The 19,656-nt window shown below is 64.0% G+C and carries 20 protein-coding genes; 8 read left to right on the plus strand and 12 right to left on the minus strand.

Features of this window, described 5'->3' with window-relative positions:
* A partial coding sequence (locus tag ACO2Q2_RS00005; protein ID WP_423253700.1) for an efflux RND transporter permease subunit occupies positions 1-950 on the plus strand: 950 nt, incomplete at its 5' end.
* Positions 947-1,306 (plus strand): copper-binding protein, encoded by a 360-nt coding sequence (locus ACO2Q2_RS00010; RefSeq protein WP_423253701.1) that lies wholly within the window; start codon positions 947-949, stop codon positions 1,304-1,306. The genes ACO2Q2_RS00005 and ACO2Q2_RS00010, both read left to right, overlap by 4 nt.
* A 35-nt stretch (positions 1,307-1,341) precedes the next feature.
* Here the strand turns inward: ACO2Q2_RS00010 and ACO2Q2_RS00015 are convergent, their stop codons facing one another.
* Complete coding sequence (locus ACO2Q2_RS00015) at positions 1,342-1,740, minus strand: MerR family DNA-binding protein (RefSeq protein WP_423253703.1); 399 nt, start codon at positions 1,738-1,740, stop codon at positions 1,342-1,344.
* 40 nt (positions 1,741-1,780) lie between these two features.
* Between ACO2Q2_RS00015 and ACO2Q2_RS00020 the strand changes: the two genes are divergently transcribed.
* The 3 genes from ACO2Q2_RS00020 to ACO2Q2_RS00030 are packed head-to-tail and all read left to right on the plus strand — an operon-like array spanning position 1,781 to position 2,640.
* Complete coding sequence (locus ACO2Q2_RS00020; RefSeq protein WP_423253704.1) at positions 1,781-2,137, plus strand: mercuric transporter MerT family protein; 357 nt, start codon at positions 1,781-1,783, stop codon at positions 2,135-2,137.
* A gap of 10 nt (positions 2,138-2,147) precedes the next feature.
* Positions 2,148-2,435, plus strand: a complete 288-nt coding sequence (locus tag ACO2Q2_RS00025; RefSeq protein WP_423253706.1) for a heavy-metal-associated domain-containing protein — start codon at positions 2,148-2,150, stop codon at positions 2,433-2,435.
* Complete coding sequence (locus ACO2Q2_RS00030) at positions 2,425-2,640, plus strand: GDCCVxC domain-containing (seleno)protein (protein WP_423253707.1); 216 nt, start codon at positions 2,425-2,427, stop codon at positions 2,638-2,640. Before ACO2Q2_RS00025 ends, ACO2Q2_RS00030 begins: the two co-directional genes overlap by 11 nt.
* A gap of 188 nt (positions 2,641-2,828) precedes the next feature.
* Here the strand turns inward: ACO2Q2_RS00030 and ACO2Q2_RS00035 are convergent, their stop codons facing one another.
* On the minus strand, positions 2,829-3,896 hold the full coding sequence (locus ACO2Q2_RS00035) for a DMT family transporter (RefSeq protein ID WP_423253709.1): 1,068 nt from the start codon (positions 3,894-3,896) through the stop codon (positions 2,829-2,831).
* 299 nt (positions 3,897-4,195) lie between these two features.
* Here ACO2Q2_RS00035 and ACO2Q2_RS00040 point away from each other — a divergent pair, with 299 nt between their 5' ends.
* Positions 4,196-5,488: a tyrosine-type recombinase/integrase gene (locus tag ACO2Q2_RS00040; protein WP_423253710.1), complete on the plus strand. Its 1,293-nt coding sequence runs from the start codon at positions 4,196-4,198 to the stop codon at positions 5,486-5,488.
* Positions 5,489-5,519: 31 nt separating this feature from the next.
* Positions 5,520-8,561: a Tn3 family transposase gene (locus ACO2Q2_RS00045; RefSeq protein ID WP_423253712.1), complete on the plus strand. Its 3,042-nt coding sequence runs from the start codon at positions 5,520-5,522 to the stop codon at positions 8,559-8,561.
* Between the two features lie 193 nt (positions 8,562-8,754).
* On the opposite strand, the gene ACO2Q2_RS00050 is transcribed toward ACO2Q2_RS00045, so the two are convergent.
* Entirely contained in the window at positions 8,755-10,395 is a 1,641-nt protein-coding gene (locus ACO2Q2_RS00050) for an ABC1 kinase family protein (RefSeq protein ID WP_423253714.1), read from the minus strand.
* Between the two features lie 215 nt (positions 10,396-10,610).
* Here ACO2Q2_RS00050 and ACO2Q2_RS00055 point away from each other — a divergent pair, with 215 nt between their 5' ends.
* Positions 10,611-10,919, plus strand: coding sequence for a DUF3247 family protein (locus tag ACO2Q2_RS00055; RefSeq protein WP_423253716.1), 309 nt, complete (start codon positions 10,611-10,613; stop codon positions 10,917-10,919).
* 400 nt (positions 10,920-11,319) lie between these two features.
* On the opposite strand, the gene ACO2Q2_RS00060 is transcribed toward ACO2Q2_RS00055, so the two are convergent.
* From ACO2Q2_RS00060 to ACO2Q2_RS00100, 9 genes are read right to left on the minus strand one after another with little or no spacing between them, the layout of a single operon-like run.
* Positions 11,320-12,135: a substrate-binding domain-containing protein gene (locus ACO2Q2_RS00060; RefSeq protein ID WP_423253717.1), complete on the minus strand. Its 816-nt coding sequence runs from the start codon at positions 12,133-12,135 to the stop codon at positions 11,320-11,322.
* Positions 12,136-12,170: 35 nt separating this feature from the next.
* Positions 12,171-12,497 carry a hypothetical protein gene (locus ACO2Q2_RS00065; protein WP_423253719.1) on the minus strand — a complete coding sequence of 109 codons (327 nt, stop codon included), beginning with the start codon at positions 12,495-12,497 and terminating at the stop codon, positions 12,171-12,173.
* Entirely contained in the window at positions 12,472-13,425 is a 954-nt protein-coding gene (locus tag ACO2Q2_RS00070; protein ID WP_423253721.1) for a cytochrome c oxidase assembly protein, read from the minus strand. The genes ACO2Q2_RS00065 and ACO2Q2_RS00070 overlap by 26 nt, the downstream gene beginning before the upstream one ends.
* Entirely contained in the window at positions 13,422-13,766 is a 345-nt protein-coding gene (locus tag ACO2Q2_RS00075; protein ID WP_423253722.1) for a hypothetical protein, read from the minus strand. The genes ACO2Q2_RS00070 and ACO2Q2_RS00075 overlap by 4 nt, the downstream gene beginning before the upstream one ends.
* A complete protein-coding gene (locus ACO2Q2_RS00080) occupies positions 13,757-14,365 on the minus strand; it encodes a cytochrome c oxidase subunit 3 (RefSeq protein ID WP_423253723.1) in 609 nt (202 codons plus the stop codon). The genes ACO2Q2_RS00075 and ACO2Q2_RS00080 overlap by 10 nt, the downstream gene beginning before the upstream one ends.
* Positions 14,362-16,260 (minus strand): cytochrome c oxidase subunit I, encoded by a 1,899-nt coding sequence (ctaD, locus tag ACO2Q2_RS00085; protein WP_423253725.1) that lies wholly within the window; start codon positions 16,258-16,260, stop codon positions 14,362-14,364. The genes ACO2Q2_RS00080 and ctaD overlap by 4 nt, the downstream gene beginning before the upstream one ends.
* A 10-nt stretch (positions 16,261-16,270) precedes the next feature.
* Positions 16,271-17,269: a cytochrome c oxidase subunit II gene (locus ACO2Q2_RS00090; protein ID WP_423253728.1), complete on the minus strand. Its 999-nt coding sequence runs from the start codon at positions 17,267-17,269 to the stop codon at positions 16,271-16,273.
* On the minus strand, positions 17,266-17,838 hold the full coding sequence (locus ACO2Q2_RS00095; protein ID WP_423253730.1) for a c-type cytochrome: 573 nt from the start codon (positions 17,836-17,838) through the stop codon (positions 17,266-17,268). The genes ACO2Q2_RS00090 and ACO2Q2_RS00095 overlap by 4 nt, the downstream gene beginning before the upstream one ends.
* Positions 17,816-19,600, minus strand: a complete 1,785-nt coding sequence (locus tag ACO2Q2_RS00100; protein WP_423253732.1) for a methanol/ethanol family PQQ-dependent dehydrogenase — start codon at positions 19,598-19,600, stop codon at positions 17,816-17,818. Before ACO2Q2_RS00100 ends, ACO2Q2_RS00095 begins: the two co-directional genes overlap by 23 nt.
* Positions 19,601-19,656: the final 56 nt, after the last annotated feature.

Here is a 19,656-nt window from a genome sequence, read left to right on the forward strand (position 1 = left end):
TGGTCGGCGGCGCGCCGATCGGACAGACGGTGCAGGGCCGCGAGCGCTTTCCGATCGTGCTGCGTTATCCGCGCGCGGAGCGCGACTCGCTGGCGGCGATCAGGCAGTTGCCGATCGTGGCTCCCGGCGGCGCCCAGCTGGTGCTTGCGCAGGTGGCCGACGTGACGGTGACCAGCGGTCCGTCGATGCTCAGGAGCGAGGACGGCCAGCTGGCCACCTACGTCTACGTCGACACCGCCGCCGGCAGCGACCTCGGCGGCACGGTGGCGCGACTCAAACGGGCCATGGCCGACCGGGTGCGGCTGCCGCCCGGTGTGACCCTCGCGTGGTCGGGCCAGTTCGAGTATCTGGCCAGCGCGATGCAGCGACTGAAGCTGGTGGTGCCGATCGCGCTGGCGATCATTTTCGGGCTGATCTACGCGGTGTTCCGCCGCGCCAGCGAGACCGCGCTGATCATGGCCAGCGTGCCGCTGGCGCTGGTCGGCGGGCTGTGGCTGATCTGGGCGCTCGGACATGCCGTGTCGGTGGCGACGCTGATCGGCTTCATCGCACTGGCCGGCGTGGCCGCCGAGTTCGGCGTGGTGATGCTGCTCTACCTGCGCCAGGCCTGGGATCGTCGGCTGGCGCTCGATCCCCATGCGGATGCCGCCGCGCTCGACGCGGCGATCCGCGAAGGCGCCGTGCAGCGCGTGCGGCCCAAGGCGATGACCGTGGCGGTGATCCTCGCCGGCCTGTTTCCGATCCTGCTCGGCCACGGCGCGGGGTCGGAGGTGATGCAGCGCATCGCCGCGCCGATGATCGGCGGCATGCTCACCGCGCCGCTGCTGTCCATGCTCGTGCTGCCGGCCGCCTACCGGCTGCTGGCGCTGCGCCGCCTGCGTCGCGTCGCGGCCCCGCAATCCCCCATTCCCAGCCCCTCAGTTTCCAACCCACCCGGAGAAGCACCATGAAGTATTGTTTCAACATCGCATTGGCCCTCGTTGCCCTCACCCTGGCCAGCACCTCGATAGCAGCGACTCAGGCCAAGGACATGAAGGGAATGGCTGGCATGCAGGACATGCAGGGGATGCAACCTCCCCAAGAAGCTCGGGGTATCGGCATCGTCAAGGCCATCGACATCCCCAACGGCACGATCACCCTACAGCATCAGGCCATCGCCTCGATCGGCTGGCCGGCGATGACCATGGCCTTCAAGGTGGCCTCACCCGGTTTGCTCCAAGTCGCCAAGATTGGCGACACGGTGAATTTCACTCTGCACCAGAGCGGCATGACGAGCACGGTCACATCCATCACGGTGCGGCCATAAACCAATACACGCATACCTGCACGGACTGGCGGAAGCTACTGCTGTCGCAGAAATTCCAAGGTGGGACAGTGTCCGCCACGTGGTGCGTGCGCACAGTCGTCAGCAAGCTGAACGAGTTCAGCCTCCAACCGCTGCAGTTCCTCCAGCTTGCGGCGTACGTCGAGGAGCTTGAGCTCGGTCAGCCGACGTGTCTGCGCGCAGGCCCGCTTACCCCTCAGTTGCAGCAGCCCGGCAATCTCTTCCAGCGTAAAGCCCATGGTCTTGGCGCGTCGGATGAACTGGAGGCGCGCCAGATCCTGACGCTCATAACGACGCACCCCGCCCAGGGGGCGCTGGGGCTCACGCATCAGTCCGACACGCTGGTAATAGCGCACGGTCTCAACGTGCACGTCGGCGGCCAGGGCCAACCCACCAATGGTGAGGGCAGAAGCCATGCTTGACTCCGTAGTTGGGTACGGAGGTTAGTATGAGCCAATGACTACGCTGCTTGCCAAATCGTCGCTGCCCGCCGTGATCGTCGCGTTGTTCGCGGCGATAGGCGCCTCAGTGTGTTGCGTGGTACCGCTGGTGCTGGTCTTGCTGGGCATCAGTGGCGCATGGATCGCTCATCTCACGGCGCTCGATTCCTGGCGGCCGTGGTTCGTCTCGGCCACCTTGCTTTGCCTCGCGCTCGCGTTCTGGGCGTTGTATGGACCAGCGTCGCGCTGCCGTACGGATGGCGTTTGCGTTGATCCGCTGGTCTTGCGCCGACGTCGGCGCTGGCTATGGCTGGCCACGGCGTTGATCGTGCTTCTATTGCTATTTCCCTATGCGGCGGGCTGGTTTCTGTAGGAGATGAACGATGCGTAACGTGATCGCTGGAATGGTGGCAACGCTGTGGTTTGGCCTGGCGCAGGCGGCAACGCCAACGACGGCGGTGCTGCATGCAGCAAACATGACCTGTCCGGCCTGCAACGTGACGATCAAGAAGGCTTTGAGTCGCGTGGCCGGCGTGACAAGCACGAAGGTCGATCTGAAAGCCGAGACAATCACTGTGACGTACGATGCCGATCGCACCACGGTGCCGGTGCTGATGCGTACCATCACCGATGCTGGTTTTCCGGCTACGGCGCAAACTCATGGTGGCTGAGCCGATCCTGCAGAGCACGCTCACCTGTCCGCATTGCGGCCATCGAGTCATCGAGACCATGCCGACCGATGCGTGTCAGTTTTTTTATGACTGCAAGGGTTGCGGGGAGCTGCTGCGTCCTCGACCCGGTGACTGCTGCGTGTTCTGCTCTTATGGTAGCGCACCATGTCCGCCGATCCAGCAGGATAAATCCTGCTGTCGCTGAGCTGGTTACCCATGCCGGCACGGCATTCCGTGTCGTTCTTTAAGCAAGGCAGCAGCACGGTCGGGCGCTGCACGCTCGATCAGCATGAGCGAGCTGTCCAGGTGCAGTCGATACCAGCTGACCGCGTCGGCGGCCGTGGTGCCATAAACATTGTCCCAGTGCTGCTGGCAATTCATGTCGTGGCGGCTTCAGTGGTCATGACGATGATGCATATCCGGATAGTGCGGATGACTGTGAGTCATCGGTTCGTGCACGTGCGGATGCGTGTGCGGCTCTTCACCGTTCCAAAGGAAATCATGGGCGTGCTGGTGATGCGCGTCGTGCCGATGCTGATGGTTATGCATCAGTTTGTGGTGCTCATGCAGGTGATCGTGGTTTTCACTTACGTGCAGCCACACGCCGATGGCCATCAATCCGCCTGCCAGCCAAAACGCCATATCCGGATGTTCGGTGAAGAGCAGCAGCGATAACGCAGCGCCCAGGAACGGGGCGGTGGAAAAATACGCGCCGGTGCGCGCGGTGCCGAGCCCGCGCAAAGCCAGAACGAACAGTACCAAGCTCAACCCGTACCCCACGAAGCCGAGTACTCCGGTGGCCAACAGTGGCAGTGCACTGGGAAAGCGGTAGCCCATGACCAGCGCCAGCAGCACGTTGATGGTGCCGGCTACACCGCCCTTGATCGCGGCGATCTGCATCGGATCGCCGCCGGCCACCTGGCGGGTCAGATTGTTGTCGATCGCCCAGCACAGGCAAGCACCGGCGATCGCCAGGGCGCCCCATGGAATTTCGGGGCGCGTTTGTCGCTGCCAGGAGAGCAGCGCGCTGCCGGCAATGATCGCCACCATGCCGAGGAACACCCGCCGGTCGACGTTCTCGCGAAACACCACCCACGCGATGACGGCGGTCAGCACACCCTCCAGATTGAGCAGCAGTGAAGCAGTCGAAGCCGATGTGTGGGTCAGGCCAAGCATCAGCAGGATCGGACCGAACACGCCACCGGCCAACACCGCACCAGCCAGCCACTGCACATCGCGACGCACCAGTGGGGCTTCGGTTATCGGCTGGCGGCGCAGCGCACGCATGGCTATCAACAGGGCGAGCCCAATGCCTGAACCGGCATAAAGCAATCCGGCTAGCAGCAGCGGAGGGATCGTGCCGACGAGAAGCTTGGCCAACGGCGTGCTCAGTCCGAACAGGGCGGCCGCGGCCAGCGCTTGCAGAACGCTGCGGGTTTGATCACGTGTGGCGTTATTCATGGCCCATCATAAAGCGATGTCCGTGCTGCGGATTGGTGGCGTCAACAATGAGTTAACTGCCGGGCGAGCCGGCCTTGGCTGTACCTATCGTCATAGAACCCCAGGCCGATGAGACGATCACTCGGGAACGGCTCAGTGCTGTGCTGGACGAGCGCTTTCATATCAAGCACGTCACGCTCAAGGTGGAACGGGGGGATGCAACATGCTCCACTCCCGCCTGTGATGCTCACGACGCGGCCCATGGCGGCCACCACTCCTGAAATCGCGGACAATGGAGCCGCCCCAGCCGTAGCGTGAACATGCCACCCCATACCCTTGAAACCTATCTGGAGGCGGCGCGGCGGGAAAATACCCAGCGCAGCTACGCCTCCGCGGTTCGTCACTTCGAGGTGAGCTGGGGCGGGTTGCTGCCGGCCACGGCCGATACAGTGGCGCAGTACTTGGTGGCCCATGCGGCCACGCTCTCGATTAACACGCTCCGGCAACGGCTGGCGGCACTGTCGCAGTGGCACCAGGCCCACGGCTTTGCCGACCCCACCACGGCGGCGCGGGTCAAACAGACCCTTAAGGGCATCCAGGCGCTCCACCCAGCACGCGAGAAGCGTGCCGCCCCCCTGCAGCTGTCCGCGGTGGCCCGGGTTTCCGATTGGCTTGATGCCGCTGTCATTGCAGCGGACCAGCGACATGACCGAGCCGAAGGACTGCGCTGCCGTCGCGACCGCGCCATGCTTCTGCTGGGGTTCTGGCGAGGCTTTCGCGTGGACGAGCTGGTCAGCCTGCAGACCGCAGATGTGGCTGCGGTACCGGGACAAGGCATGACCTGCTTCCTGGCCCGCAGCAAAACAGACCGGCAACTCGTCGGTACCACCTATCGGGTTCCCGCGCTTAGTCGGTGGTGCCCGGTGGCGTCCACGCTCGACTGGATTGCTACAGCCGGCCTCACCGAGGGGCCGCTTTTTCGCGGCATCACCCGTACGGGAGGGATCAGGGTGGGCTCGCTGCACTCCAACAGCGTCGTGCCCCTGCTGCGGCGGCTTTTCACGCGCGCGGGCATGGCGTCGCCGGAGATCTACAGCGGCCACTCGCTACGACGTGGGTTTGCTGGTTGGGCCAGCGCCAACGGTTGGGACGTGCGCGCCCTCATGGAATATGTGGGATGGAAAGACATGCACTCGGCCATGCGATACATCGATGCACCGGACACGTTCGGCCAGCAACGCATCGAAACAGCTCTCGCCAGCATGCCAGCTCCAGTAACGGGTTCTCCGCCGGCGCCCTTGCCGCCACCCTCCGGCTCATCGTCGGTCACCGTCACCTTGATGCTAGCGCTGCGCCTGACACCCCGCCATAAGGGCCGCAGCGTCGCCAAGGCACGGCGGACAATCGAGACCCTTTGCCTGTCGCCACACCAAGGCGTTGCGGTGAATCCTGAGTGCACCCGGTACCGGCTCAAGGTCGATGTATCCGATGACGTCGATCTGGACGAAGTGGCATCGGCACTGATCGAAGACATCTACCGGATCGCCGATAACCACGACCTGCAGGCGGACGCCTCGCTTCACGATGAAGCGGGAGAGCGCCACTGGAACTGACCTCTCGTTCGATATTGGAGATGCACCACGCATGACCGCACCTCACGAGACTGCCTATCCGCGACTGAAGCAAGACCCCACAGCCCGCGAGCTGAATCAGCACTTCACGCCCTCCGCGGACGATCTGGCCTTCGTGCAGGCGTTGAGCAAGCAGCCGGCCATCCGCTTGGCGGTGATGCTTCACTTGAAAACCCTTCCGCACCGCGGCGGCTTCGGCGCGCTGCGCGACATTCCCGAGCGCGTTGTGCGCCATGTGGCGGAAGCGTTGAGTTACCGTCGAGCCTTCACCGTCAGCGATCTGGAGGCTTACGACGCCTCGCGCATGAAGCGCGAGCACGTGGCCAAGATCCGGCACTACTTGAACGTGCGCCCGCTGGGAGAGTCTGGACGGCAGTGGCTGCGGACGGTGGCTGAGCAGGCTGCCCAGACCAAGCACATGCTGCCGGACATCATTAACGTGATGATCGAGGAGCTGTACCACCACCGGTACGAGCTGCCGGCCTTCCGCACGCTCGACGACATGGCCGCCGCCGCCCGCGAAAGCGTTCACGAAAGCCATTTCGAACGCATCAGCGCTCTGTTGGCGCCGGCGGTGCGCAAGAAGATCGACGAGTTGTTATCCGTCACGCCGGGGGACACCCATAGCGGCTGGCAGGCCCTGAAGCGCGAACCCAAGCGCCCAGGAAACAAGGAGGTGCGCTTTTATCTGCAGCACATCGACCGACTGCAGAAGCTAGCGGCGATGATCCCAGCGATCGATGTACCGGTACCCAAGCTGAAATACTTTCGCGCCATGGCGCGGGCACTGGATGCCGCCGAGTTGGCCGAGCTCAAGCCCGCCAAGCGCTATGCGCTGGCGGCCGTGTTCATTCGCTCCCGGCACGGCAAGGCGCTGGATGATGCAGCGGACCTTTTCATCCGGTTGATGCAGAACCTGGAGAACACGGCCCAGAAGAACCTCATGGTTTACCAGGTCGAACATTTGAAGCGAACCGATCACCTGGTGGCGCAATTGAAAGAGATCCTTCAGGCCTATCAGGTCGACGGAACCGACAGTCAGCGAATCTCCGCGATCGGAGACGTGGTCGGGCCGAACTTGACTCGAACACTTGCCGAATGCGATGAGCACATGGCCTACGCCAGCAAGAACTTCCTGCCGTTCCTGGCCAAACCCTACGCTCAACAGCGCGCTTTGCTGCTCAACTGCCTGGACGTGATGGACCTGCGTACCTCTTCCCAAGATCCTGCCATGGAGCGCCTGATCCGGGCTCTAGCGACGCTGCGATCCCAAAGAAGAGACGTGGTGGAGGTGGCACCGCTGGGACTGAGCTTGGACCAAGACTTTGGCTGGATGACTGCCAACTGGCGCCGGCATGTGTTCCCGAAGGACTGGGGCGTGGATCGGGAAGGTTGGATGCAACGGCGATACTTCGAGTTGTCGGTGCTCTTTCAGATCAAGGACGAGCTGAAGTCAGGTGACCTGTTTATTCCCGGAGGCGAGCGTTACGACGACTATCGCGAAGAGCTGGTCGACGAGTGCACTTTTCAGGAGGAGCTGGCCAGTTACGGCGAGGTGTCCGGGATCGCGACCGAGCCCGCCACCTTTGTCCAAACGCTGCGCGAGCAGCTGCGAACGAAGTGCCGTGAGGTCGACGCTCGTTTCCCCGAGAACGCACACGCCGATATCGTTGACGGCAGGTTGATCCTCCGCAAGCTACCGCGAACGGAGTTGTCTAAAGCGATCGCCCTGGTCGACAGCTTCATCACCGAGCGCCTGCCCGAGACGAGCATTGTTGACGTGCTGGTCGATGCAACCAGCTGGGTGGATCTGACCCGACACTTCAAGCCGCTCGCCGGCACCGAGGCACGCGTACGTGACTTGCACCACCGCGTGGTGACGACGCTGTTCTGCTACGGGTGCAACCTGGGGCCCACCCAGACGGCGCGGTCAATCCGTGGGTTCAGTCGGCGGCAGACCGCCTGGCTGAACCTCAAGTACGTCACGGAAGACACCCTCGAGCGTGCCACGGTCGACACAATCAACCTGTACAACAAGTTCGAGCTCCCTGGCTACTGGGGCAGCGGCAAGTCCGCCTCAGCCGATGGGACGAAGTGGAGCGTCTACGAGCAGAACCTGCTCTCCGAATACCACATCCGCTACGGAGGCTACGGTGGCATCGGCTATTACCACGTGTCGGACAAGTACATCGCGCTTTTCAGCCGCTTCATTCCCTGCGGCGCCTACGAGGCCATCTACATCCTCGATGGCCTGATCGAGAATCGGTCAGAGATCCGGCCTGACACGGTGCACGGCGATACCCAAGCCCAGAATTTCCCCGTGTTTGGCTTGGCTCACCTCCTGGGCATCGAACTCATGCCTCGCATCCGCAACATCAAGGACCTCGCGCTATCCAGGCCAGACCCGCAAGGGTCTTACCCGCACATCCAGGCACTCTTCGGGGACGGAAGCATCGACTGGAACCTGATCGAAAACCACCTGCACGACATGCTTCGCGTGGCTGTATCGATCAAAACCGGCAAGATTTCTGCCTCTACGATTCTGCGTCGCTTGGGCAATTACAGCCGCAAGAACAAGCTCTATTTTGCCTTCAAGGAGCTGGGCCGTGTCATCCGCACGCTGTTCCTGTTGCGCTACATCGACGATGTCGAGGTGCGCAAGACCATACAGGCGGCGACCAACAAAAGTGAGGAGTTCAACAACTTCACCAAGTGGGCGTTTTTCGGCGGGCAGGGGATCATTGCCGAGAACGTGCTGCACGAGCAGCAGAAGATCGTCGGCTACAACCACCTGGTGGCCAACCTCGTGATCCTACACAACGTTGAGCAGATGTCTCGGGTTCTGGCCGAGCTCCGAGATGAGGGTGTCGAGATCAGCCCGGAAGTGCTGGCCGGCCTATCGCCATACCGAACCGCGCACATCAACCGTTTCGGGGACTACACGGTGGACACGAGCAGGGAAGTCACGCCAATCGACTTTGCACGTCGAATTCTTCGTGCAGCCGAGGAGGCCGCAGCCGCCGATCGTGACAAAGAAGAGACGGTGGCTAACTAGATGTAACCCACAGCAAATTCTAGATGCCGCGCGAACTTAGGCGGCGAATTGCCGGTTTTTGGGTGGATCCCTGCCGACCCTCGGCCTGACCGACCGGTGCCGGTGTACGCTAGGTGCCTGCGGCTCTAGTGCCCGTACGCAGCCGATGAAAGTGTCGCGACGTCCGTGAAGAAGCAAGCCGGAGCTCGCGCCATCAGCCGCGGTCGACCCGCTTGATCGCACGTGCCGTGCTGCGATCGACCCGCCAGGCGTTGACGATCAGCCCCAGCCCGAGCAGCGCCGCGAGGGCAAACAGCACGATCGTCCAGGTAGGGAGGTCGCGTGCGCCGGAGCGCGCCAGCAGCGCCGCGCCCACGATCAGCGCCGAGGAGATCAGGCCGATCGCCACGCGGTTGGCGATCTTCTGCAGGTTCTCGATCAGGTGCGATTCCTCCAGACCGTCCACGCGCACGCGCAGGTCGTTGTCGGCCAGCGTGTCCAGCAGGCGCGCGACCTTGCCGGGCATGCCGTGACCCAGCGCGTACACGTCGAAGGCGAGCGCGGCCGCGCCGGTCTTGGAGGTTTCGTGGCGCAGCAGAGTGAGCAGCAGCGATTCGAGGTGCTGCTCGATGATGCGTCGCGTCGGCAGTCGCGGATGCAGCGCACTCAGTGTCGCTTCGAGATTGATCAGGGTCTTGCCCAGCAGGCTCAACTCCGGCGGTGGCTGCAGACCACACTGGGCGCCACGGGCGGTAAGATCGAGCAGCAAGGTGCCCTCGGCGAAAGCGCCGTCCGCGCGTCGTGCAGCGTAGCGGCCCACCAGGTTGCGCACGGCGCGGCGGTAGCTCTGGCGATCGTATTCGGGCAGGCGCCGGCCCATCGTCTCGCACAGGCAGGCCACAGTGTCGCCGTCGCCCTGGATCGCATGCAGCATGATCCGCAGCAGCGCCAGCCGTGACGAACGCGACAGATAGGTGACCATGCCTGCGTCGATTACAGCCAGCTGTCCGTCTTCATCAAGCAGCACATTGCCCGGGTGCGGGTCGGCATGCACGCGGCCGCGGGCGAACACCTGGTCGAGGTAGGCACGCAGCAGCGAACCGCCCAGCGCTTCGCCGCGTTGCGCATCGATCGCGCCCGCCTCCACCTTGCTTCCGCGGATCAGGTCCATGGTCAGTACCCGCCGCGTGCAGAAGCTGCGATGCGGCAGCGGCACCACCAGGCCGGGATATGGATCGAACACCTCCGCCAGCGCCTCCAGGTTCTCGGCCTCGGCGACGAAATCCAGCTCTTCGTTCAGTGCCTCGTAGGAGGCGGCGACCCAATCGCACACCCCCAGGCGCCGTGCCGTGTCGGCGTGGCCTTCGGCGAAGCGCGCCACCGCGGTCAGCAGCTCCATATCCGAGGCGACGCGGGCCTCGATGCCGGGACGCTGCACCTTCACCGCCACTGGTGTGCCATCGGGCAACTCCGCCGCATGCACCTGGGCCAGCGAGCCGGCTGCGATTGGCGTGGGATCGAAGCGGAGGAACAGGGCGCCGACCGGGGCGCCAAGCTCCTGCGCGACGACGCCTTCGATCTCCAGCGCGGCCACTTCGCCCACGCCGTCCTGCATGCGCTGCAACGCCGACAGATAACGCGGCGCCACCAGGTCGGGCCGGGTGGACAGCGCCTGCGCCAGCTTCACGAAGGCCGGACCGAGCGCCTCGATGTCCTCTGAAAACTGTTCGGGTGGAATGTCGCCTTCGCCGGTGTCCATGCCGGGCGGATCGCCCGGCGCACGGAGCACGCCGGCACGGCGGTACTTCAGAATGAAGGCGCCGATCTGTCGATAGCGTCGGGTGGTGGGAAACATGCCGGGCTCCGCGGGGTGCAAGCAGCGCACAGGACCAGAGCGATCGTGCGGCCATCGATGTGCAGATGCCGTGGTGCGGGCTCGCCGCGAGGCTGCAGCAGGGCGCGGGCATCACCGGCGCTGCACGCGCTCCAGCCACGCACGTGACGGCGCGGCGTCTACCTTCTGAAAGGCCCCGCCAGCCCGCCATCCACAGCCCTTCCGGAGGTTACGTCATGGGTCGTTCCGCCACAAAGGTATTCACGCAGCCGGCCGACATAGCCCGCCTGGAGCATTGGGTAACCGAGCTGGCGGTCAACGCCCGCGTGCGCGTGCACTGCGGTCACACGGCGCCACAGGAGGGCGTGGTGACGGTGACGCCCACGGTGCAGGTGTTCCAGGACGGCGACGGTAACGAAGGCCTCAACGGCATCGTGAAACTCGAAAGCATCCAGCGCCCGGACTGGGATGGCGCGATCTGGCTCGGCGACATCACCGGCATAGAGCATCTGGATTCGACGACGTTCGGCTCGTCCAAGGCCTGATCGATTCCTGGATTTCTCAGTAGGTTGTTCATCCGGGGCATCTCTGGAAGATAGGAGTTACGAACTGACCCGGCGCCCAAGAGCCCCGGATGAACCTGCATAAACATGCCCGCTTAAGTCCTCGCGGTTGAACTCTTCTGGTTGATCGCATCCTTGTTCAAGGACCGAAGATGCCGGTAAGCATGGACATGCGACATCGCTACCGTGCAGCGGCGATGTCTACAACCGCTACTGCTCACGTCGTGGATCGGAGTACCAGCGAACGCCCGGTTCGCCGGTGATTGCCTCCCGAGCATTTGCCCTGCCACATGTCGCTTGCGCCAGAGGTAATGATCGCGGCTGGAGCTGATAGCGGCTGGAGTCCGACTGGCGCCTGCTTCAGCCGGAAGCGGACCTCAGGTCAGCGAGTCGGTGGCGCCGGTAGCGTCGGATCGTTTACGCGTGGCACATGGTAGTCATCGAGGATTTTATCGATGGCTGCATGGTTGCGTGCGAGTGCGCGGTCGAGCTCGCGCCGCAGCACGCGGTCACCGCGGCGCAGGCCCATCGAGATGTCGAACACCATCGGCGACTGTGGCCCATCGAGCCAGGGCGTGACGGGCGTCAGCACCATGGGCACACCCGACAGTGCAGCGAAGTAGCCGGCGGTGGGGCCCCAAACTACGGCCACGTCGATGTCACCGTGTACGACCGCCTGGATGACCGCAGCCTGCGGCGCCTTGTCCGCATAATTGCCATACACGGTGTAACCGCGCACGTTTCCGGTGATGCCGCGGCGTGCGAGCGACATCGCTGGGGGTGGGTTGACGCCGTCGTCGCCGACCAGCTGCACGCCGATGTGCAGCGTGCGCAGGCGTGGATCGTCCAGCGAGGTCAGCGTCCGCAGGCCGCGATCCATGCGGCTGACGAAAACGTAGGTGGAGCGGTAGTACGGATCAGTGGTGCCGGTCATGTCGGCACTGCTGGCCATGCCCGGGATAACGTCGCAAGCGCCGGCGTTGAGCGTATTGCGGACTGCGCCGCGGCGCTGCGCCCACCAGGTGTATTTGACGTGCGCACCGAGGTCTTTGGCGAGCAGCTCGACGATACGGTTTTCGAAGCCTTCGCCGGTGGCGTTGGAGAACGGTAGGTTGTTCGGATCGGCGCAGACGCGAAGGTCGTGGGCGGTGGCCGCGGTACACGCAGCGAAGCCAAGCAGCAGCATGGCAAGCGGCATGCACGGGCGAGGAAAGCTCCTGCGAAAAAAAACGGTCATGGCGTCACCACCACACCCCATGGTTTGCCGCCAACCGCTATCGTGGCGACTGGCTTGTTCGCGACCAGATCGATCACCGTGCCGTCCCCGGACAAGCCATTCGCGGCAACAAGTTGCTTGCCATCAGGCGCGATGCCGATACCCCAGTTGCGGTGGCCGACCGGAAAATAGCGGCTGATCGCGAAGGTTTTCGGATCCACTTCCGCCACGGCGTCGCCGCGGCCAAGCGCGACGAATGCACGGTCCGGACGCAATACGAGCCCGACCGCCTGCACGGTCGCCGGCGCCTTGTCGTCATCATCGAAATCGATCGTGTGCAGCACCTTTCGGGAGGGTACCGCGAAGACCGCCACGGTGGCACGCGTTATCGAACGCATCGAATCGCCCTCCCTCCCGGCCGAGCCGGCGCGCGAACAGCGCGAGCCCGGCAAGCGCATGCACCACGCCGCCGGGAATCCACATCAGCAGTCCAGCCAGTTGCTGGTCCTCGGCGGGCGTGAGCCCGAAGGCATCCAGTCCACTTATTGCGTAGCCGGCGTACCAAGGGCTGGACGAAAACGCCATCAGCGCGCCGAGTGCGCCACTCACCGTGGCGGTGAAGAACAGGCAGCCGACCGAGACGCCCACGCGATGCTCGTGCCCACGAAGCACGGCCCACCAGAACAGCAGCGCGGTGACCAGGAACGACAGGTGCTGGACGACGTGCCATCCCTGATTCGCCAGCGCCAGATCGAACAGACGCGGCGCGTGCCACGCCCACAGTGCGACGGCCTGCAACATCGTCGCCGTCATCGGTGCCGTCAACATGTGCCATGGCGTGCTGATGCCGCGCCCGAACGCCGCCAGCGCCCGACGTCCGCCTTGCGGATACGCCCATAGGGCGATGCCGATCGGATGCGACAGCACCAGCAGCGGCGCCGCGACGAGCATCAGCAGTTCGTGCTCGACCATGTGCGCCGCGAACGACCGCTCGCCGGCTTCGTGCAGCGGCGTGACCAGCGCCGCGGCCAGCACCAGCCAGCCTGCGATGAACAAGCTCGCGCTCGCGTGGTGCGCGGTGGCGGCGGTCGTACGATGGCGCAGGCGAAGATAGCCCACTGCGTACCAGGCGAGACTGGCCAGCAGCGGGCCGACAACCCAGCCGTCAAAGGTCCATTCGGGCGCGGCGGTGCCATCATGCACGCCATGCGCGAGCACCGTGAACGAGGCCGCCGCCGATGCTGCCATCGCCATTCGAACCGCAAGCATCATGGCAGGCACGCGGGCAGGATCGCGCCGGCCATGATTCCCCACAGCACCATCAGCGCAAACAGCGCCGCAGCCATCAGGCTCATGTGTGCGACGAAGCGGCGCGTGGAGTCGGGCCCGGGATGCGCACGCACGGCCGACCAGGAGAAGGCCGCTCCGACCACGATCAACAGCAGTGCCGTCAGTCCCACCAGCAGGTCGTATTGGCCGTAGCGGCAGTCGAAATGCATCGAATCAGAAATGAGCTGATGTTGCAGGCCAGCGCCAACCATGCCGGCTATCAATCCGGCCCACGGCTTGAATTCAGCGGAATTTGACATTTTCATCAACGCCTTCACAGCCATCGCGGCGTCCAATACACGACGATGTAGAGCACGACCCAGCTCCACACGATGAAGTGCCAGTACAGTGCGTTGTCTGAAACGTCGGAGAACCTGCGGCCGTCGAACTTCTTCACGAAGGCGAGCACGACGAGCACGCCACTGTCGAAGGTGTCGGTGGCCATGTGCAGCGTGTGCAGAGCGAGGATCGCCCATACGATCGAGCCATAGGCGTTCTTGTCCCAGCTGACGTTGAGCGCGGTGAATTCCATCGCACGGATTGCCAGCAGCACTGCACAGACCAGCGTCATCAACACCAGCCCGAAACGCACCGCCGGCAGATCGTAGTTTTCCCCGCGCTTTTTCAACCACTGGTTCGGAATCTCGCTGGCGATGGCGATACCCGTAAACAGCGTGCCCCACAGCAGCGACGGCGGCGAGCTGGCCGGCGGCCAGGAGGTCTCGTAATGCAGCAGGTAGTAGTACGCCCCAACGGCCAGCACGAAACCCATGCCCTCGATCAGCATGAAGCCAATCACGCCCCACCAGCCCAGGCTGGTCGAACCGAAGTTGTGGTCCGGCAGTTCCGAAACATCGCCGACGATGGTGATCGTGCGGCTCATTGCGAGCCTCCCATGCTCGGCTGGCTGCGCCTGGGCCAGAACCAGGCGGTCAGCGCAATAGCCACCGGAATCGCGCCCCAGACCACGCCCCATGGGCTGAAAATCGACCATACGAACAGCAGCGTGATCGCCAGCGCCGAGAGCAGCGGCCAGATGTCCGGATCAGGCATCGTCCAGCGCGTGGCCGGATGGGCATCGGTCGAGGAAGTGAGCAGCGCCTCGCGCTTGGTTTTGCTCAATCCGGTCATCACCGCAAGGTCATTGTCCAGTGGCCAAAGCGGCTCGGGGCCGTACACGGCGGGCATTTCCTCGAAGTTGTACGGCGGCGGTGGCGAAGCCGTTGCCCATGCGAGATCCGGTGCTCCCCACGGGTTGTCGCCTATCGGATCGCGCGACCGCATCGCGAGCACGAAGTTGATGGCGAATAACAGCACGCTCACAGCGATGATCCACGAACCGACCGAGGCGATGAGGTTGGGCAGGTCCCAGTCCAGCCCCGCCGGGTAGGTGTACACCCGCCGCGGCATGCCCATCAGCCCGAGAATGTGCATCGGGAAAAAGGTCACATTGAAGCCGATGAAGAACAGCCAGAATTGCCAGCGCCCGAGCCGCTCGCTGAGCATGCGGCCGGTGAACTTCGGGAACCAGTAATACAGCGCGCCCATCAGCGGAAACACCGCGCCGCCGATCAGCACGTAGTGGAAGTGCGCAACGACAAAATAGGTGTCATGCACCTGCAGGTCCAGCGGTACCGCTGCGACCATGACGCCGGTCATCCCGCCGAGCACGAACAACGCGAAGAAGCCCAGCACGAACAGCAAGGGCACGGTGACCACGGGCTTGCCGGTCCACAGCGTCGCGATCCAGCAGAAGATCTGCACGCCGCTGGGGATGGCGATCATCATACTGGCCGCGGTGTAGAAGCTGTTGCCCAGCGGCGGCAGGCCCGTCGCGAACATGTGGTGCACCCACAAGCCGAACGCCAGGAACCCGGTCGCGAACAGCGCCAGCACCATGGCGGTGTAGCCGAAGATCGGGCGCCGGGAGAAAGTCTCCACGATGCTGGAGATCATTCCCAGCGCCGGCATGAAGATGATGTAGACCTCCGGATGCCCGAAGAACCAGAACAGGTGCTGCCACAACAGTGCATCGCCCCCCTCCGATGCGTTGTAGAACTGCGTGCCGACCAACCGGTCGGTGATCAGAAACGTGCTGCCAACCATCACCGAAGGCATCGCGAAGATCACCATCAGGCTGGTGACCAGCATCGACCACACGAACAGCGGGATGCGTCGCAGGGTCATGCCCGGTGCGCGCATGCACAGGATGGTGGCGACCAGTTCCACCGCGACGCACAGCGCAGCGACCTCGGTGAAGGTAATCATCTGCGCCCAGAAGTCGGTGCGCTTGCCGGGCGAAAAATCGGGGCCCGACAACGGGACATAGCCCGACCAGCCGGCCTCGGGCCCGACATCGCCGATGAAGGCAAGAAAAATCATGACGCCGCCGAACAGGTAGACCCAGTAGCTGAAGGCATTCAGGCGCGGGAACGAAATGTTCCGCGCGCCGACCATCAGCGGAACCATGTACACCGCCACGGCTTCCATCACGGGCACGGCGAACAGGAACATCATTACCGAACCGTGCATCGAGAACAGCTGGTTGTAGCGATCGGGTCCGAGGAAATGGTTCTCCGGCCGCGACAGCTGGATGCGCATCAGTATTGCCATGATGCCGGCGAGGACGAAGAACACCAGCGCCGTGACGATGTAACGGCGACCGATGCGCTTATGGTCGACCGTGGTCAGCCAGCCCATCAGGCCGGGGCGATCTGCCCAGGTGGCGAGCAGCGTCTGCCGGTCGCGTTCGCGTAACACGGTAGCGGTGTCGGTCATGCGCGCCTCGTCATTGCAAGGTCATCAGGTAGTCGACGATGTCAGCCAACTGCTGTTGCTGCAGCGGCACCTCGGGCATGTTGGTGCCAGGTTTTTGCCGCTGCGGGTCGGCAATCCACGCCGAAAGCGTGCCGCGATTGAACGGTAGCGCGCCCGCGGCCAGAGTGCGGCGCGAGGCCAGATGCGTGAGATTCGGCCCGGTGACGCCGCCGGCGTCGGTGCCAGCGATCGTGTGGCACATCGCGCAGGCAGTGGCGTTGAAGGCCCGCATGCCGGCCAGCGCGGTCGGCGTGGATGGCGTTGCCGCCGGAGCCAGCTGGCGTGCCTTCCACGCGGCAAACGCCGAGGTGTCGTCCACCTGCACGTCCAGCGCCATGTTGGCGTGCTGCAGGCCGCAGAATTCTGCGCATTGTCCGCGATACGTGCCGGTCTTACGGGGTGTCATCACGATGACGTTCGTGCGGCCTGGGATGAGGTCTTCCTTGCCGTTGAGCACGGGGATCCAAAGGCTGTGGATCACGTCATTGCTGCGCAGCTCGATGCGCGTGGGCCGATCGACCGGCAGGTGCAACTCGTTGGCGGTGGTGAATTGCCTGGATGGATCGGCGTCCAGGTAGTCCACCTGCCACCACCACTGCATGGCGGTAATGCGCACCTTGACCGGATCGGTGACTGCGACGTGCAGCCGGCGGTCGGCGATATAGCTCGATGCCGTGAGCACGGTCAGCAGGCCGGCGACCAGTATGACGAATGCGGCGAGGCCGAATGCGGCGTGCCGGTCGCCTCCCATGGTGTGGCCGCGCGAGTGCTTGCGCCACAGCGCCCATCCCAGCGCAGCCAGTACCAGCAGGTACATCGGCACGCAGATCCACAGCATCAGGTCCCACACACGCTCGATCGCGGCGGCCTGGTCCCCGGCTGGCGCAAGCGCCGACTGCACATGGCTGCAACCGGCGAGGAGCGAGGCCGCGCCCGCCGCGAGCAGTGCCGTCGCACGACGAGTTTTCATGGGGAGGGCACCGCCGACGCGCTGGCATCGCCGTTCCGCGGCGATTGCTTGGGGACCTGCGTCAGCGGCGGAGTGGCAGCCATGGCATCGCGGCGGCTCGGCGCGGCGGCCTTCGCCACGTTACCTGACAGCGCACGCACATACGCTGCAATCTGCCACGCCTGCTGGTCGGTTATCTTGCCGCGCCACGACGGCATGCCGTTGGGTCGGCCCTCCAGGATGCTGGCGTGGATCTGGTCGATGCTGCCGCCGTAGCGCCACTGGTCGTCCATCAGCGCCGGTCCGATCGAACCGCCGCCATTGGCATGGCAGCCGTTGCAGTTGAACCACCGATACAGTCGGCTGCCCTGATTGATGTGGTAGGCGTTGTTTTCGTAATGCGCGCCGATCGGATCCGCGGCGGTGACCAGTCGGTCGCCCGGCTGGAGAACCGACAGGCGCGGATGCGGCGGCGCGGCCTTTGTCGGCGCGGCGTAGAATTCGCGGCGCTCGCGATCACAACCGGCGCCAAGCATCGCGCATAGCGTGACTGCGATCAGCGCGATATCAGTTCGGAAGCGCGAAGACATACAGCGTCCCCCCGGGTACGGTCTTCTCCTTGAGGTCGCGCGTGGCGTTGACGAAACCGCTCGCGCCGGTTGCATCGCGCGGGTCAAGATTGTTAACCACGATTGCACCGGCCCAGCCGCCGACGCCAGACAGCACGGCGATATATTGGTGCCCATCAGGACCTCGATAGCTCACTGGTTGGCCGATGATTCCGGAGGCCGTCTTGAATTTCCATATCAACGAGCCGGTGCGCGCGTCGACGGCTTTGAACCAGCCATCCATCGTTCCGTAGAAAACCAGGTCGCCCGCTGTGGCGAGCGCACCGCTCCATACCGGCAGGTCTTCCTTGATTTCCCACACTGCCTTGCGCAGCACCGGATTCCACGCAGTGACCACACCGCGGTTGCCCCCGGGGCCGGCGTACATGCGCTCGTCCATGCCGACATAGGGTGTGCCGGCGATGTAGTTCACTTCCGACGGCTGCTCGTCCATGCACAGGTTGATGTGCGGGATGTAGACCAGGCCCGTGCGTGGCGAGAACGCCGACGGATTCCAGTCCTTCGCGCCTGGGGAGGCGGGACAGACGTGACGGGTGACGCGGCCCGCCTTCGGTTGCTTGGCCGGGTTGTAGATCGCCCGGCCGCTCTTGAGGTCGATGCTCAGTATCGAATTGACGTAGCCGTAGGGATCGGCCGACAGCACCTGCCCCGTGGCACGATCCATGACGTAGAAGAAGCCGTTGCGCTCGGCGCGCACCAGTACCCTGCGGCGTACGCCGTTGACCGGCAGGTCGAGCAATACGCTTTCGTTAATCGCGTCGTAGTCATACAGATCGTGCGGACTGAATTGGTAGTACCAGCGCGCCTGTCCGGTATCGGGATCGCGCGCGAACATGCCCGACGTCCACTTGTTGTCGCCCGGCCGCTGGTCGGCATTCCATGGGCCTGGATTCGCCGTGCCGTAGTAGATGAGGTCGAGCTGCGGATCGTAGGAAATCCAGCCCCAGACCGCGCCGCCGCCAATCTTCCAGGCTTCCGCGGGCCAGGTGTTGACGCCGAGATCGGAGCCCTGGTCGCTCGGATAGAAAGGCTTGAATCCGGGTCCGATCAATACGTCCTTGTCGGGCCCGGTGTTGAACGCCTTCCACATGACCTTCCCGGTATCCGCGTCGAGCGCAGCGATCCAGCCGCGGACCCCGAACTCGCCACCAGAATTGCCGACCAGCACTTTGCCCTTCACCACCAGCGGCGCCATGGTGATGCTTTCGCCCTTGTTGATGTCGCCGAGCTTGGTCTTCCACAGTTGCTTGCCGGTGTTCGCATCGACGCCGATGGTGTTGCCATCGAGCGTGTTGATGAAAATCTTGCCCCGCCAGTACACCGCGCCGCGATTGACCACGTCGCAGCACGCCACGCCCTGCGCAGCCGGTTCCGGATGGGGTTCGTACTTCCATTTCAGCGGCGCGCCGGGCTTGGAGAGGTCCAGCGCGTAAAGGATGTTCGGGAACGGCGTGACGATGTACATCGTGTCACCGACCACTATGGGCGCGGCTTCCTGGCCGCGATCGACGCCGGTGGAAAAGGTGAACACCACCTTGAGCTGACGCACGTTGTTGCGATTGATCTGCGCGAGCGGACTGAAACGTGTGCTGGCGTAGTCGCCTGCGGGCATCGTCCAGTCGCCGTCGACGGCCTGCGGCGCGGACGTTGAGCCCCACGCAGCACAGGCCACGCATAGGAGCGCGACCACCAAGACAAAGGAACCTGCGAAACGGGCTCTCATCGGTCCTCCGACCTGATAGACGTCGATTTGATGAGCGAGCTATCAGCTGGCGCGAG

The organism is Dyella sp. KRB-257, assembly GCF_049445995.1.
Taxonomy (GTDB): domain Bacteria; phylum Pseudomonadota; class Gammaproteobacteria; order Xanthomonadales; family Rhodanobacteraceae; genus Dyella_A.

Excerpts from the sequence above, each read along its gene's own strand:
- ACO2Q2_RS00010 (WP_423253701.1), top strand. The coding sequence starts at position 947 with ATGAAGTATTGTTTCAACATCGCATTGGCCCTCGTTGCCCTCACCCTG.
- ACO2Q2_RS00015 (WP_423253703.1), bottom strand. The coding sequence starts at position 1,740 with ATGGCTTCTGCCCTCACCATTGGTGGGTTGGCCCTGGCCGCCGACGTG.
- ACO2Q2_RS00020 (WP_423253704.1), top strand. The coding sequence starts at position 1,781 with ATGACTACGCTGCTTGCCAAATCGTCGCTGCCCGCCGTGATCGTCGCG.
- ACO2Q2_RS00025 (WP_423253706.1), top strand. The coding sequence starts at position 2,148 with ATGCGTAACGTGATCGCTGGAATGGTGGCAACGCTGTGGTTTGGCCTG.
- ACO2Q2_RS00030 (WP_423253707.1), top strand. The coding sequence starts at position 2,425 with ATGGTGGCTGAGCCGATCCTGCAGAGCACGCTCACCTGTCCGCATTGC.
- ACO2Q2_RS00035 (WP_423253709.1), bottom strand. The coding sequence starts at position 3,896 with ATGAATAACGCCACACGTGATCAAACCCGCAGCGTTCTGCAAGCGCTG.
- ACO2Q2_RS00040 (WP_423253710.1), top strand. The coding sequence starts at position 4,196 with ATGCCACCCCATACCCTTGAAACCTATCTGGAGGCGGCGCGGCGGGAA.
- ACO2Q2_RS00045 (WP_423253712.1), top strand. The coding sequence starts at position 5,520 with ATGACCGCACCTCACGAGACTGCCTATCCGCGACTGAAGCAAGACCCC.
- ACO2Q2_RS00050 (WP_423253714.1), bottom strand. The coding sequence starts at position 10,395 with ATGTTTCCCACCACCCGACGCTATCGACAGATCGGCGCCTTCATTCTG.
- ACO2Q2_RS00055 (WP_423253716.1), top strand. The coding sequence starts at position 10,611 with ATGGGTCGTTCCGCCACAAAGGTATTCACGCAGCCGGCCGACATAGCC.
- ACO2Q2_RS00060 (WP_423253717.1), bottom strand. The coding sequence starts at position 12,135 with ATGCCGCTTGCCATGCTGCTGCTTGGCTTCGCTGCGTGTACCGCGGCC.
- ACO2Q2_RS00070 (WP_423253721.1), bottom strand. The coding sequence starts at position 13,425 with ATGATGCTTGCGGTTCGAATGGCGATGGCAGCATCGGCGGCGGCCTCG.
- ACO2Q2_RS00075 (WP_423253722.1), bottom strand. The coding sequence starts at position 13,766 with ATGGCTGTGAAGGCGTTGATGAAAATGTCAAATTCCGCTGAATTCAAG.
- ACO2Q2_RS00080 (WP_423253723.1), bottom strand. The coding sequence starts at position 14,365 with ATGAGCCGCACGATCACCATCGTCGGCGATGTTTCGGAACTGCCGGAC.
- ctaD (WP_423253725.1), bottom strand. The coding sequence starts at position 16,260 with ATGACCGACACCGCTACCGTGTTACGCGAACGCGACCGGCAGACGCTG.
- ACO2Q2_RS00090 (WP_423253728.1), bottom strand. The coding sequence starts at position 17,269 with ATGAAAACTCGTCGTGCGACGGCACTGCTCGCGGCGGGCGCGGCCTCG.
- ACO2Q2_RS00095 (WP_423253730.1), bottom strand. The coding sequence starts at position 17,838 with ATGTCTTCGCGCTTCCGAACTGATATCGCGCTGATCGCAGTCACGCTA.
- ACO2Q2_RS00100 (WP_423253732.1), bottom strand. The coding sequence starts at position 19,600 with ATGAGAGCCCGTTTCGCAGGTTCCTTTGTCTTGGTGGTCGCGCTCCTA.